Consider the following 12,849-nt stretch of genomic DNA (forward strand, 5'->3'; position numbering starts at 1 on the left):
AGAGGTGTTGCGGTGCACAGGTCGAGCGGCGATGCGGAAGACGCCGACGGTGCGGGCATGGTGCGCGGTGGTGCGTGGTGCGTTGGCGATTACCTAAATCCAATGGATGGACTAAGTCAACGCCTGCTGCATAATCTCGACACCGAAACCCGGTGCACTGCCCATGAGTTGACGCGGTCGCCGGAGCGGACTTGCGCGAAGGAGGGGACGCCATGGCGCGCAGCGGCACCAACCTGCCCAGGGTCGGCGGCTACAACCAGGCCGTCGTCCTGGCCGCCATCCGTACCAAAGGGCCGGTGAGCCGCGTCGAGTTGGGGCCGCTCACCGGACTCACCAACCAGACGGTGTCGAACGTCGTACGCCGCCTGCTCGACGAGGGCCTGATCGCCGAGTCGGGACACGCACCCTCCAGCGGGGGCAAACGCCGCACGCTGCTGACTCCGCGCGCCGACGGCGCCTACGCCCTCGGGGTGCACCTCGACCCGGACGCCGCCGTGATCGTCCTGGTGGACCTCGCCGGATCGGTGCTGCTCAGCCGCCGCTTCGCACTCCCGCGCCCCAGCGATCCCGCGCAGGTGGTCGACCGGGTGGCACGCGCGGCGCTGCGACTGCCCGAGCGCGCCGCGATCGACCGCGGCCGACTGCTGGGCCTCGGGATCGCGGCGCCGGGCCCCATCGACGGGGAGGCGGGCGCGGTCGTGGACCCGCCCAACTTCGACGGCTGGCGACGCGTGCCCCTGCTGGACATGTTCGCGCGGGAGACCGGCATGCCGGTGGCGATGGACAACGACGCGACGGCCGCGGCGATCGGCGAGCGCTGGATCGGCGGGGAGAAGCGTGCGGACGGGTTTCTGTATCTCTACATGGGGGCGGGTATCGGGGCAGGTGTCATGCTCGGGGGGCACGTCCTGCGCGGCGACTCGGGCAACGCGGGGGAGATCGGCCATGCCCAGACCGAGCCCGGAAACCGCCGCTGCGACTGCGGTAGCAACGGCTGTCTCGGCCCCTACTGCAACCCCGCCGCACTCGTCGAGGACCTGTACACCCGACACGGCGGGGCCGCCGCACGCCGCATGGGACTCAGCGGCACCCGCGACACCGTGCGCGCCGACTGGAAGCTGGTGCGCCGCGCGGCACGCGCCGGGGACGGGGCCGCCTGCGACGTGGTGCGCCTCGCGGGACGCCGGATGGGGCAGGCCGTGCGCGGCGCCGTGGCGCTGCTCGACGTGAGCCGGGTGGTGCTGGGCGGCGAGGCGCTGGTCGGCGTGGAGGAATTGCTCGGCGAGGAGATCGACAAGGCCGTCAACACGACGTCGGTGGCCCGCGCGCTCGGCGGGGTGACGGTCGAACCCAGCCTCATCGGCGAGACGGCCGGGGCGGTGGGTGCCGCGTCCCTCGTCCTGCACGGGCGCTACGCCCCGGGGTGGGGGATGCTGACGGAGGTGTCCGGCTGAGCGGCTCGCGCCCGGGGGACGGGAGGCCCGGCCGGAACCGTGTCACCGTCCGGCCGTCGCAGCCGGCGCGGGGTAGCGGGCGCGGAAGGTGAACGCCTCGGGCCCCGGCCCGTGTTGCCGGATGAGCGCGACCCGCTCCATCGCTTCCGCGACGCTCGGACGATGACCGGCCGGTACCCACCACAGCGCCTGGTGCGCCTCGGCCATGCGCTGGAACCACTCGCGGCGGCGGCTCAGCACCCGCAGGTGATCGCTGTGGTACGTGAACGTCCGCAGCGCCTCGACCGACTCCCAGACCGAGCAGTTGATGAGGATCATGTCGTCGGCGCCGTCCGGACGGAACCCGGTCGCGTCCTCCCCGGCGTCGTCGACCATGCGCCAGACGAATCCGGGGCTGCCGTCGGCGAGCGCGTTGATCTCGGGGAGCTGTGCGACGAAGCCGGCGAGTTCGGGTCCGGTGAGCGGGGCGACGAGGCGGCCGATGTTGACCTGAGCGAGGTGAAAGCCAGTCATGGGCCCAGCATGGCCGAGCCCGCTTCTATAGTCAACGCTCATTTGTTTTAGAAGGTGGTTGGCGTTCGGACGGGCGGCTCAGTCGGAACTCCGGGAGAGCGCCACGCAGCATCCGCCCGGGCACGGATCCATGACCGGTCGCCACGCCGCGGGGGTGACCCCCTCCAGCAGCGCCAGATTCATCCCGCAGATCAGGGCAGGGAACTCCTCGGCCAGCGCATGGAAAGGGCAGTTGCGAAGACGCAGCGTCCCCTCGTCCCAGTAGGGCTGATAGCCGCGCTCCGCCAGGACGTCGACCAGGTCGTCGGCGTCGATGTCCGGCTGCGCGGCGCCCGCAGCCCGGGCCGCGTCCTGCAACTCCCGGTCCAGGCCCGCGTTCTCCACGGTCGCGGCCAGCAGATGGCCGACGGAGTCGTAGGACCGGGGCGGAACGGACACGGAGTGCTCGCCCTCGGCACGCCGGTACACCTTCGCCGGCCGCCCGGCGCCCGGCCCGGTGCGCCCGGACAGCCGCCGCGACGACGCGGTCAACAGCCCCGCCTCGACCAGCTTGTCCAGATGGAACGCGGCCAACGACCGGGACACCTCGACCGCCTCCGCGGCGGCGTCACGCCCTACGTCGTCCGGTTGGGCGGCGACATAGCGGTAGAGGCGACGGCGTACGGGATCACCCAGCGCGCCCAGTGCTGCGAATGCGGAATCGTCGTTCGTCACGCACCGAGTCTATGACCAATGGGGATACCTCATAGAGTGCGTGCGCGCTGCGTGAGAGCCGATGGGAGGCCCGGCCGCTCAGCACACCGCAAGCCCCGGCACCGGCTGATCGTTCCGGCCGCCCTTGAGGTAGACATCACTGACGAACACACCGGCGTTGCCGGAGTCGTCATCGGTCTTCGCCCACCAGACATTGGTCCACTCGCCGTACGTCTCCCGCTGCGTGAGCTTGGCCTGGCAGTAGAAGTAGTTGGTACCCGGGTGGATGGTGCCGACGGGCCGGTGCCGGGAGTCGTACGAGGTGGCGGTCCGCCATACACGGCAGTCGGACTCGCCGCCGCCGACGGGGGTGCAGGCGGGGGAGGGAGCGTCGTCGTCGCTCGCGGAGGCGCTGGGGGAGTCGTCGCCGGAACTCGAAGGGGCAGAAGGGCTGACGGACGACGAAGGCGACGCGGAGTGTGTGGACGACGAGGCCGACGGGGTGCCGTCGGCAACAGGCCCCGCCGCACTTCCGCCCGTATCGCCACCGTCCTGACTGGTCACCAGGTACGTCACGCCGCCGCCGACGAGCAGCGCCGCAGCCACGGCGGCGGCAATGGCGCCACGCCGACGTGCGGTGCCACGCTGAGCGGTGACGGTCGGCGACCCGGGAGGCGGCGAGGTGACGGACGCGGGGAACGCCTCGGCACCGAAGCCGCTACCCGGAATCTGCTGCTCCCCGTCCTGGCGACGCAGCCGCACGGTGTCGGGCGACGGAGGCGGCAGCGGCGCACCTGCGGCGGTGGCCCGCAACAACTGCGCGGCGCGCACGGCGTCGGCCCGCAACGCAGGATCCTTGTCCAGTAGCTCGGCGAGCGCGGGCGCAAGCGGACCGGCCCGCCGGGGCTCGGGCAGCGGCTCGGTGACGATGGCGGTGATGGTCGACCAGGTGGAGGCGCGCCGGAACGGGGGCGCGCCCTCGACGGCCGAGTACAACGAGGCGCCCAGGGCCCACACGTCCGCGGCGGGCCCCACCTCACCGCCGCGAGCCTGCTCGGGCGCGAGGTAGTCGAGAGAACCGACCAACTCGCCACTACGGGTGATCCGGGTGGCGGCGCCGTCACCCGGTTCCTGCAGCGCGGCGATCCCGAAGTCCGTGAGCACGACCCGGCCACCGCGCTCGAGCAGGATGTTGCTGGGCTTGACGTCCCGGTGCCACACCCCGGCGCGGTGCGCGGCCGCGAGCGCGTCCATCACCTGGGCCCCGATCCGGGCCGCCTCAAGCGGGTCAACAGGTCCACGCCGCTGCAACATCCCCTGCAGCGACTCCCCGTCGACAAACTCCATCACAATCACCGGACGGCCCTCGTGCTCGGTGACATCGTGCACGGCGACCACCCCGTGATGCCGCACCCGCGCGGCGGCCCGTGCCTCGCGCTGCATCCGCACCCGTTGCTCGCCCGGATCCGGCCCGTCGACACCGTCGAACGAACGAAGCTCCTTGACGGCGACCTCGCGCCCCAGCCGCTCGTCGACGGCCCGCCACACGGTGCCCATTCCGCCACTGCCGAGCCGCCCGACGACGCGATAACGCCCGGCGATCACCCGCCCACCCTCGCCGCCACCCGCACGCTCGTCCCCCATACCCCGCACTCCACCCGTCTCCTGTCGCCCCTTCAGGCCCTGCGACTCCCTGGGGCCTTGCCGGCCTCGGGACCACCGTAGACATCGGGAGGCTCGGTGGGTACAGGGGGCCGGGGGTTGGTCCGGCGTTTCGGGTAGAGGGATCGATCTTCTTGCACGGTTTACTCGATTCGAGTGTTTCTCTTACTTATGGGCGTCGAGAAGGTAGCGCGGACGATCATTCTTGTTAACGTCACGTCAACCTACGGGGTCGCCGTCTCGCGCGGAACAGGGAAACGGGAAATCTGAATCCTTCATTTGCGCTGGACGATTCCCCCGGCACCGATCTCCTCCGACTGAAAGCGAGAACCTGCCCAGGCTCTCCCCACGAGACGTCGCCAGTGTTGCCCGGGGTCGTGATCGCGGCCGGAATTCTCAGGTCCAGGGATGTGCAATGCCAAAAAAGCCCCTGTCGCAGCTCAGTGCCTCGCCCGATGCTGCATTCCGCGCCGGCCCGCCCTCCCGGGCATTGCGCGCGTACCGTCGGATGATTCCGCTGCGCCTGCGTCGTGCTGTGCGGGCCAGGGTCGGGATTGAGGAATGGGAGCGATTGAGACATCAACTCGAGCGGCCCACTCTAGCGGTGCGAAGCCTTCAGCAGCGTCGGCTGAGCGGCCGACTCGGGCAACAGGGGCTGCTGGGCGACGGCGGTCACGTGCCGGTCCGGACCCTCGGCGGGCTGCGCATCGCGTTGCAGCGTTACGAGATCACTCCGCTGCAAGCACGCGAGTGCAACCTGCGAGCCGTACTCGGGGCTCTGCAGGAGGCCGGGGTGGAGTACTTCATGGTGCGTGGCACGGTGGAAACCGCCTCCACGGTGGGTGTCTGTACCGAAGACCGGGCGAAGGCCGAACAGGCATTGCATGCACTCAGCAGCCGGCTCCCCCTTCAACTCACGTCGGCCGGCGGCGGCCAGCGGCAACAGATGCAGTGCAGCCGGCCCATCACGTCGTCGGCTGTGTGGCGGCGCGTCGCCACACAGCAAGTGGTGAGGGTCTTTTGCTTCTTCGCTGAATCTGCCTCGGCTGAACTCGTGCTGGGCCCGAAGTTCGGCTGCGACATCGAGTTCTGGTCACCGTCCGAGGACGGTACGGAACTGATGGCGCCGAGGCGCAACCTCGCCTGCGAGCGGGTCAGTCGATGGGAACCCACGGTACGGCGCCCGGGACGGCACTTCACCCAGTTGGCCTCTAAGGACACCCACCCCCAGCCTGGGGAGGTGCCCACCCGGAGGGAGTTTGCCGAACCGCTGCCTGACGACATCCACTTCCCGGTCGACGTCGTCTACACCTGGGTGGATGGCTCGGATCCGCAGTGGCAGCGCAGACGCGCGGCAGCTGTGGGTGAGCCGTACCACCCGGAGGCGGCCAACGCCGCCCGCTACCTCAGCCGCGACGAGCTGCGCTACTCCCTGAGGTCCCTGCACCTGTACGCGCCGTGGATCCGGAACATCTTCATCGTCACGGACCAACAGGTACCGAGCTGGCTGAACACCGCTCATTCCCGGATCAACGTCGTCGATCACCGGGAGATCTTCACGGACCCTGATGCGCTGCCGACGTTCAACTCACACGCCATCGAGAGCCAGTTGCACCACATCAAGGGGCTGGCTGAGCATTTCCTCTACTTCAACGACGATGTCTTCCTGGGGCGTCCGGCCCTCCCGCAGGACTTCTTCCTCGCCAACGGCATCAGCAAGTTCTTCCCCTCCAGGGCGCTGCTGCCGCCCGTCGGCAGCAGCGGTGCGGACGACGTCCCTGTGTCAGCCGCGGGCGTCACCAATCGGCGGCTGCTAGCGGCCAGGTTCGGCAGCAGCATTACCCGCAAGATGAAGCACACGCCCTGCGCGCTGCGGCGCAGCGTGCTGGAAGACGTAGAGCGGGTCTTCGCGGACGCTCACCAGCGCACAGCGGGACATGCCTTCCGCAGCCCTGACGACATCGCCATCACCAACTCGCTGCACCACTACTACGCCTTCCACACCGGCCGGGCCGTGCCGGGAACCATCCGCTACGACTACGTGGACATCTCGCAGCCGCGCATCGAAGCCCGGTTGGGGCGTCTGCTGAATCGCTCGCACCTCGTGTTCTGTCTGAATGACACCAACACCTGCGACGGCGAGGAGCACGCGAGTACCGCTGTCGTCCAGCAGTTCCTGGACAGCTACTACCCCACAGCCAGCCCTTACGAGTTCCCGTCCGACCCGATCTCTGGGGTGGCTCCGGCAAACGCCTCGTCTTCAGTGCGCCACGCGACGGACGGTGATCCGGTGCGGGCGACGGGCCGGGCTGGATCGACGTCTTGAGCCTTGCGTAGACCGGCAGTTCACCCTGGCCTCATGCAACGGGGGCCGGGACCCATCATTGGAAAGGACGCTTCCCATGCCGCTTGTCGTCACTGTCCCGCGCAATGGATCAGCTCTCGCGCACGCGGGCCCGTATGCCAGTGCGCTGAATTTCATGAGCCGCAAGCAAACCGCTGTACAGCGCCAGCTGCGTCGGTCAGGGCTGGCGGGATACGAACCATTGACGCAAGCGACATTGATGGCGGTGGCCCATCAAGCACCGGAAGGGAGTGCGGTCCTCGACGTCGGCGCGCACATCGGCCTCTATTCCGGCCTCATCGATGCCGTCTACGGGCGTCGATTGTCGGTGCACGCGTTTGAACCAGCGCCGGAGACATCGCGGATCTGCCGCGAGATCCGGGACGCCAACGGGCTGGGGTTCGAACTCATCCGCTCAGCGGTGGCTGACACGCCGGGGAGTGCTGAGCTGTACCTGTCGCTGAAAGCGGAGTCGTCGCACTCCCTGAATGCGGGGCATCGCCGACACACGGAATCAGTGACCGTCCCCGTCACCACGCTGGACGAGTTTTCCCAGGGGCGCCCCGAGCTGCGACCGCATTTGATCAAGATTGATGTGGAGACGCTGGAAGGACAAGTGTTGGCTGGGGGGATGGAGACGGTGCGGCAGCATCGCCCGTGGATCGTCCTGGAGATCCTTCCGAGTTCCGACCACGAGTCGCTGGCCCGGACCCTGGATACGATCACTGAACTCGGATACGGCCTCCACCCGATCCAGGCGGAGAGCCCATGGACAGCCCGCTCAGCGGACAACTACCGGACCCACGTGAGCAGTAGCGCGCGTGACTGGCTGCTGGCCCCCGAGGCGCTCACGTACGACTTCCATCACGCAATGCGCACTTGGCTCAGGGCGATCCTCGAGTGCGACGAGCGGACCAACCTGGAATTGCCGGGGGGATCCACCTTCCCTCAGGGATGGAACGCCTCCTACTCCTTGCCGACGGCGCCCCGTAAGCGTTCCTTCAAGAGCCTGGTGCGCGGACAGCGGCGGCCTGCTCCTGCTTCCTGACAACCTGCCGGCCCGGAAAGGGAGCCACTGAATGCCCGAGCTACTGCGCAGAGTTCGTGTGCGCTTGAATCTCCGCGCCCGTCGCGCGGTCGGGCCACGCGTGCGCAAGCAGCCGCCCCGACGGCCCGAGGGAGATCTGCAACAACAGGCGGGTCCCTCTTTGCCCGCTGCCCTTCTCGCCGCTCCGGGGACTGTTTCCGTGCATGTCGAAGGCGGAGTCCGGGCAGCGCGCAGCGGTGACAGTGGCACGGTCCTCCGGGCGCGCGAAGAGAATCTGCGCGTGGTTGAGCGGGTGCTGGAAGAGGCCGGTGTCGAGTACTTCGCGGTGCGTGGGTATTCGTCGAAGTCGGCTGTAGTGGGTGTGTCCGCCGAGCGGAGGGATGTGGTGATCGGCGCTCTGGCACGTGAGGCTCAGAACGTGCCTCTCTACGCCTCAGCACCGGCGGAGCAGTCGGCAATCGGCTACGCAGGGGAGCCGGGAACCTGGGCATCACTGATGCAGGAGCAGGTCATTCGGATCACGGTGTTCCACGCCTGCACGACGGACGGCTCGGTCCTCGGTACACAGTACGGCTGTGATGTCGAGTTCTGGAGGGAAGAAGGCGACGAACTCGTCGCGCCGAGGAACAACCGAATCACCGACACAGTACCCCGCACGGAAGCTGCTACCGAGGCACCGGGCCACCTCTTCACCGAGTTCGCCTCGGCGGACAACATGCCACCGATCCAGCCGGTACGCACTCGTCAGGCATTCACCGTGCCGCTCGCAACGGACATCCACTTTCCTGTCGACGCGGTCTACACCTGGGTGGATGGCTCCGACCCCGACTGGCAGCAGCGACGCGCCGGAGTGCAGAAGAAGCCCTTTCACCCACAGGCGGACTGTGCGGAGCGCTACCAGAATCGGGATGAACTCCGCTACTCACTGAGGTCGCTCGAGCGGTTCGCGCCATGGATCCGGAACGTCTATGTCGTGACGGACCAGCAGGTTCCCGCCTGGCTGAATACCGACCACCCCAAGGTGACGGTGATCGACCACCGGGAGATCTTCACGGACCCTGATGCACTGCCGACGTTCAACTCCCACGCGATTGAGAGTCAACTGCACCATATCCAGGGGCTGTCCGAGCATTTCCTCTATTTCAACGACGACTTCTTCCTGGGGCGGAGCATCTCGCCGGGAGGCTTCTTTCTTGCCAACGGCACTGCCCGCTACTTCCCCTCACGGGCACTGCTACCGACCGGACCGCCAACAGACGATGACGAGCCTGTCTCAGTCGCGGGCAAGAACAACCGGGCGCTACTGGAGGCCCGTTTCGGCACAGTCATCACGCAGAAGATGAAGCATGCCCCGTGTGCGTTGCGGCGCAGCATCCTCTATGAGATCGAGGAAGTCTTCGCTGAGGAGCACGGCCGGACGGCACGCAGCCAGTTCCGCAGTGCGCAGGATCTGTCGATCCCGACGTCGCTGCATCCTCACTTCGCCTTCCTCACTGGCCGAGCCATCCCCTCGACACTGCGCTACGAGTACATCTCTCTGTCAGCAGGAGACGCGGTTGCCAAGATGCAAGGACTTCTACGCAAACGAAACTGCCACGCCTTTTGCCTCAACGACGGGGTGGGCGACGCCTCAGAACAGGAACAACAAGCAGGGGCGGACCCGGAAATGATCACAGGCTTCCTGGAGGAGTACTTCCCCCGCTCCAGCGCTTTCGAGAAGGGCACCGGGACGTTTCACGACGGGACCGGGAATGCCGGCTCCGACGGCGGGGCTCATGCCCGTGAAGTCCAGCCGATCCAGCCCTACTGAGCTGCGTCATCGGGAGCGTCCGATGAACCAACAGCCGCGCAGCGGCTGCTTGGCCCGGCTACGCCACGCACTGGCCATTGCCAAGGACGTCGGCCGAACCGCGGACTGCCCGACGGTGTGGTCGGCGGCGTTCAGTCGAATCGAACTCTTCTTCACTGAAGGTGGTGTGATGGAACGCTGTTTCGGGTTTACTCGGCGTCATGGATGAGCGGGTGTCACGGGTGCGCGGGGCCGGATTGTTGGCCGGGAAAACAGTGATGATCACGGGCGCGTCGAGCGGTATCGGAGCGGCTGCCGCCCGGTTGTTCACGGACGAGGGGGCGGCCGTCGTTGTCATGGCGCGCCGTGAGAACGAGCTCAAGGAGCTCGTTCTGGAGATCGAGGCGTCGGGCGGACAAGCGGCCTGCAGCGTCGGCGATGTGACGCGGTCCGAGGACGTCGATCGGGCGGTGGCCACGGCCGTCGAACGCTTCGGAGGCCTGGACGGCGCGTTCAACAACGCCGGGTATGCCGGCTCCGTCTTCGGCCCGTTGCACGAACTTCCCCAGGAAGACTTCGACCGCATCATGGATGTCAACGTGCGAGGGACGTGGAACTGCCTGCGCAGCCAGATCCCCGTCATGCTGGCCGCCGGTCATGGCGCCGTCGTCAACACCGCCAGCTCGGCGGGCCTGATCGCCACCGGCGCGCCATCCCCGTACGTCGCGGCGAAGCACGCGGTCCTGGGGCTGACGAAGGCGGCCGCCGCCGAGTACGGAGCGCACGGAATCCGGGTCAACTCCCTCGTCGTGGGCACCACGCGAACAGAGATGATCAACGCGGCGGTCGAGGCCGAGCCGGCGCTGGAGGAAGCGTTCGTGGCGCGTCAGATTCAGCGGCGAATGGCCGCGCCGCAAGAGGTGGCGGAGGCGGCACTGTGGCTGCTGAGCGACCGGTCCTCGTTCGCTACGGGCAGCCACGTGGCGGTGGACGGCGGCATCCTCGCCGTGTGACGCGATCCCGCGCCTGTTCGTGACGCCGGGCCCGGCCCACTTGGACGCCAGGTTACGGGGAACATCCAGGTCAGGAGCGATCCCAAAGTCCTTCGTCCGTCTCCACGATGTCGACGTCACAGCCCGCGCACATCCCGGTCGAACGCCCCTGGCCGAGCGGGATGACGTCCATGGCGTCCTCGTGTTCGCACACGTCCTGGTCGAGGGGCCGGTCCAGGGCTGCGGCGAATGCGGCGGGCGTTCCCGGTTCGGGTTCGATCCCGAGGAGGTCGTGCTCGAGGACGGCGATCCGGTTGAGATCGGGGTGCGCGAGGTGCTGGGTGTCACGTGTGTGCGGGCTGCGGCGTCTTCTGTACCAGAGGGGCATGGATCCACAATCCGCTGATTACGTGCCGGGGTCTCTCTGGTTAGCCGATCCAGGTGAACGCGGGTGGTGTGACCGGTCGGCTCCCGCGTATCACTCCTGGTCATGGACGTGTGCCTGGACAGGTCTCGGCCCGGGATACCGGCCCGCCAGGCGGCCCGGAACGCGTCCGGGCCGCCCTCGGCGGCGCGGTGTGGGTCAGCGGCTGCCGTTGCTCCCTACCGAGGCCAGATAGCGCGGTGCCCGCCATGCGGAGAGGCGGGTCTCCACGGATGCGCCGAGGGACAGCAGTTCGCTGTCCTGGTGGTCTCCGGCCATGAGCAGGATGCCGACGGGCAACTCGCCCACGAAGCCTGCGGGTACCGACAGGGACGGATATCCGGATACGGCCGCCGGGGTGGACGACGGGATCACGTCGTTGTCGCCGCGCGCGCAGTCGGTGGTCCAGGCGGGCGGGTTGGTCGGTGAGGCGATGGCGTCGAGGTGGTGGGTGGCCAGGGTCTCGTCGATGGAACGCCGGGAGAGGTCCTTCAACTCGGCTCGCATGGCGCGGTATTCAGGGTCGTTGGTCGACGGTGCGGCCAGGGCCTGCTCGAACAACTCCTGTCCGGCAAAGCACGTCTGCTCTTGGGGATGGGTGCGGTTGAACTCGATGAGCTTGGCGAGATTCCGCGGTCCTTCGCGGGTGGAGAGGTAGGTATCGATGTCCCGGTGGAACTCGCTGAGCAGCGCCGGGAATTCGAGCTCGGCGAGCCGCTTCTGATACGGCGGGGTCACCTCGACGACCTCGGCGCCCGCCGCGCGCAGCTTCTTCGCCGTACGAGACATCAGGGCGTCCACGTCGGGGCCGAGCGAGGGCAGCCGCCACAGGCCGATCCGCTTGCCGCGCACGCCCTCGGGACCGGGCAGTACGCCCGTGGGACGGGCCACGCTGCCGGAGCCCGCACCGCTGTCACCGCGAATCACCGGCAGGGTGAGCGCGGTGTCGGTGACATTGCGCGCCATGGGGCCCGCGGTGTCCTGCTCGGCGGAGATCGGCACCACGCCGTCCTGGCTGACCAGGCCGAGACTGGGCTTGTGGCCGACGACCCCGTTCATGCCGGCGGGGCACACGATCGACCCGTCCGTCTCGGTGCCGATCGCGACTTGGGCCAGCGACGCGGCGAGCGCCGCGGCAGAACCGGAGGAGGACCCGCAGGGGTTGCGGTCGAGTACATACGGGTTGTTGGTCTGCCCACCGACCGCCGACCACCCCGACGTCGGCTTCGCCGCACGGAAGTTCGCCCACTCGGAGAGATTGGTCTTGCCGAGGATGACCGCCCCGGCCTTACGTAGCCGCGTCACCAGATCGGCGTCGGCACTGGGCGGTTTCCCGGCAAGCGCCAGCGATCCGGCCGTCGAGGACAGCCCGCGGGTGTTCACGTTGTCCTTGATCAGGATGGGTATGCCGTCGAGCGGGCCACGGACGGCGCCGTGCCGATGGCGGGCGTCGCTGGCGGCGGCCTGGCGCAGCGCCGTCGGGTCGGTGCGCAGCACAGCGTGGATCTTGGGATCGACGGTTCTGATCCGCTGCAGATAGGCGGCGGTCAGTGCCGACGAGGTCAGCGAACCTTTCGCCATGCGTGCCTGCAGATGCGGGATCGTCACCGTGTCGAGGTCGACACCCAGCGATCTGTCCGCGCCGGCCGCCGACGGTAACGGCGCGGCGACGACAAGGGGCACCGCCAACAGCAGGGCGCCCAGCGTGGTGACGCCTTTCTTCCTCACGTTCCTCATGAGGCGTAGCGCACTACAACCACCTGCGGCACGGCAAGGGCACGGCGTCGGCCACGGTCTGTCCGGCCTGTGGTGTGTCCGGGTGGTGTGGGGGTGTGTGGTGTTGCTGGTGTGTGGGTGGTGTTGGGCTGCTTGGGTGCGTCTGTTTGTGTTGTTGGGATTGCGTGGTGTGTGTGGTTTTTGGAGGGTTGTG

At 68.2% G+C, this 12,849-nt stretch carries 10 protein-coding genes; 5 read left to right on the top strand and 5 right to left on the bottom strand.

Translation table 11 applies throughout. From position 1 onward, the window contains the following. Positions 1 to 212: 212 nt before the first annotated feature. The gene (locus ACFV9W_RS11305) at positions 213 to 1,454 is read left to right on the top strand and encodes an ROK family protein (protein WP_385758109.1); all 1,242 of its coding nucleotides are present in this window, start codon (positions 213 to 215) and stop codon (positions 1,452 to 1,454) included. Between the two features lie 42 nt (positions 1,455 to 1,496). Here ACFV9W_RS11305 and ACFV9W_RS11310 read toward each other — a convergent pair whose 3' ends face one another. From ACFV9W_RS11310 to ACFV9W_RS11320, 3 genes are all read right to left on the bottom strand, one after another. Beyond that, on the bottom strand, positions 1,497 to 1,967 hold the full coding sequence (locus ACFV9W_RS11310) for a DUF3291 domain-containing protein (RefSeq protein ID WP_385758111.1): 471 nt from the start codon (positions 1,965 to 1,967) through the stop codon (positions 1,497 to 1,499). Between the two features lie 78 nt (positions 1,968 to 2,045). Beyond that, positions 2,046 to 2,681, bottom strand: coding sequence for a helix-turn-helix transcriptional regulator (locus tag ACFV9W_RS11315; protein ID WP_385758114.1), 636 nt, complete (start codon positions 2,679 to 2,681; stop codon positions 2,046 to 2,048). 78 nt (positions 2,682 to 2,759) lie between these two features. Then, positions 2,760 to 4,304: a serine/threonine-protein kinase gene (locus ACFV9W_RS11320; RefSeq protein WP_385758116.1), complete on the bottom strand. Its 1,545-nt coding sequence runs from the start codon at positions 4,302 to 4,304 to the stop codon at positions 2,760 to 2,762. Between the two features lie 433 nt (positions 4,305 to 4,737). Here ACFV9W_RS11320 and ACFV9W_RS11325 point away from each other — a divergent pair, with 433 nt between their 5' ends. The 4 genes from ACFV9W_RS11325 (at position 4,738) to ACFV9W_RS11340 (ending at position 10,516) form a co-directional block, all read left to right on the top strand. Then, positions 4,738 to 6,648 carry a stealth family protein gene (locus ACFV9W_RS11325; protein WP_385758119.1) on the top strand — a complete coding sequence of 637 codons (1,911 nt, stop codon included), beginning with the start codon at positions 4,738 to 4,740 and terminating at the stop codon, positions 6,646 to 6,648. A 76-nt stretch (positions 6,649 to 6,724) separates the two neighbouring features. Continuing rightward, the gene (locus ACFV9W_RS11330) at positions 6,725 to 7,714 is read left to right on the top strand and encodes an FkbM family methyltransferase (RefSeq protein ID WP_385758122.1); all 990 of its coding nucleotides are present in this window, start codon (positions 6,725 to 6,727) and stop codon (positions 7,712 to 7,714) included. A gap of 31 nt (positions 7,715 to 7,745) precedes the next feature. Further along, a complete protein-coding gene (locus ACFV9W_RS11335; protein WP_385758125.1) occupies positions 7,746 to 9,524 on the top strand; it encodes a stealth family protein in 1,779 nt (592 codons plus the stop codon). 200 nt (positions 9,525 to 9,724) lie between these two features. Continuing rightward, entirely contained in the window at positions 9,725 to 10,516 is a 792-nt protein-coding gene (locus ACFV9W_RS11340) for an SDR family NAD(P)-dependent oxidoreductase (RefSeq protein ID WP_385758128.1), read from the top strand. A gap of 70 nt (positions 10,517 to 10,586) precedes the next feature. Here ACFV9W_RS11340 and ACFV9W_RS11345 read toward each other — a convergent pair whose 3' ends face one another. Continuing rightward, entirely contained in the window at positions 10,587 to 10,883 is a 297-nt protein-coding gene (locus ACFV9W_RS11345) for a hypothetical protein (protein ID WP_385758131.1), read from the bottom strand. Positions 10,884 to 11,078: 195 nt separating this feature from the next. Further along, positions 11,079 to 12,656, bottom strand: a complete 1,578-nt coding sequence (locus ACFV9W_RS11350; RefSeq protein WP_385758134.1) for an amidase family protein — start codon at positions 12,654 to 12,656, stop codon at positions 11,079 to 11,081. Between the last annotated feature and the right edge of the window lie 193 nt (positions 12,657 to 12,849).

The organism is Streptomyces sp. NPDC059897 (genome assembly GCF_042730865.1).
Classification (GTDB): domain Bacteria; phylum Actinomycetota; class Actinomycetes; order Streptomycetales; family Streptomycetaceae; genus Streptomyces.

What these genes read in the sequence shown, in the direction of transcription:
- ACFV9W_RS11330 (WP_385758122.1), top strand. Translation starts at nt 6,725, where the DNA reads ATGCCGCTTGTCGTCACTGTCCCGCGCAATGGATCAGCTCTCGCGCAC.
- ACFV9W_RS11335 (WP_385758125.1), top strand. Translation starts at nt 7,746, where the DNA reads ATGCCCGAGCTACTGCGCAGAGTTCGTGTGCGCTTGAATCTCCGCGCC.
- ACFV9W_RS11310 (WP_385758111.1), bottom strand. Translation starts at nt 1,967, where the DNA reads ATGACTGGCTTTCACCTCGCTCAGGTCAACATCGGCCGCCTCGTCGCC.
- ACFV9W_RS11305 (WP_385758109.1), top strand. Translation starts at nt 213, where the DNA reads ATGGCGCGCAGCGGCACCAACCTGCCCAGGGTCGGCGGCTACAACCAG.
- ACFV9W_RS11325 (WP_385758119.1), top strand. Translation starts at nt 4,738, where the DNA reads ATGCCAAAAAAGCCCCTGTCGCAGCTCAGTGCCTCGCCCGATGCTGCA.
- ACFV9W_RS11350 (WP_385758134.1), bottom strand. Translation starts at nt 12,656, where the DNA reads ATGAGGAACGTGAGGAAGAAAGGCGTCACCACGCTGGGCGCCCTGCTG.
- ACFV9W_RS11340 (WP_385758128.1), top strand. Translation starts at nt 9,725, where the DNA reads ATGGATGAGCGGGTGTCACGGGTGCGCGGGGCCGGATTGTTGGCCGGG.
- ACFV9W_RS11345 (WP_385758131.1), bottom strand. Translation starts at nt 10,883, where the DNA reads ATGCCCCTCTGGTACAGAAGACGCCGCAGCCCGCACACACGTGACACC.
- ACFV9W_RS11320 (WP_385758116.1), bottom strand. Translation starts at nt 4,304, where the DNA reads ATGGGGGACGAGCGTGCGGGTGGCGGCGAGGGTGGGCGGGTGATCGCC.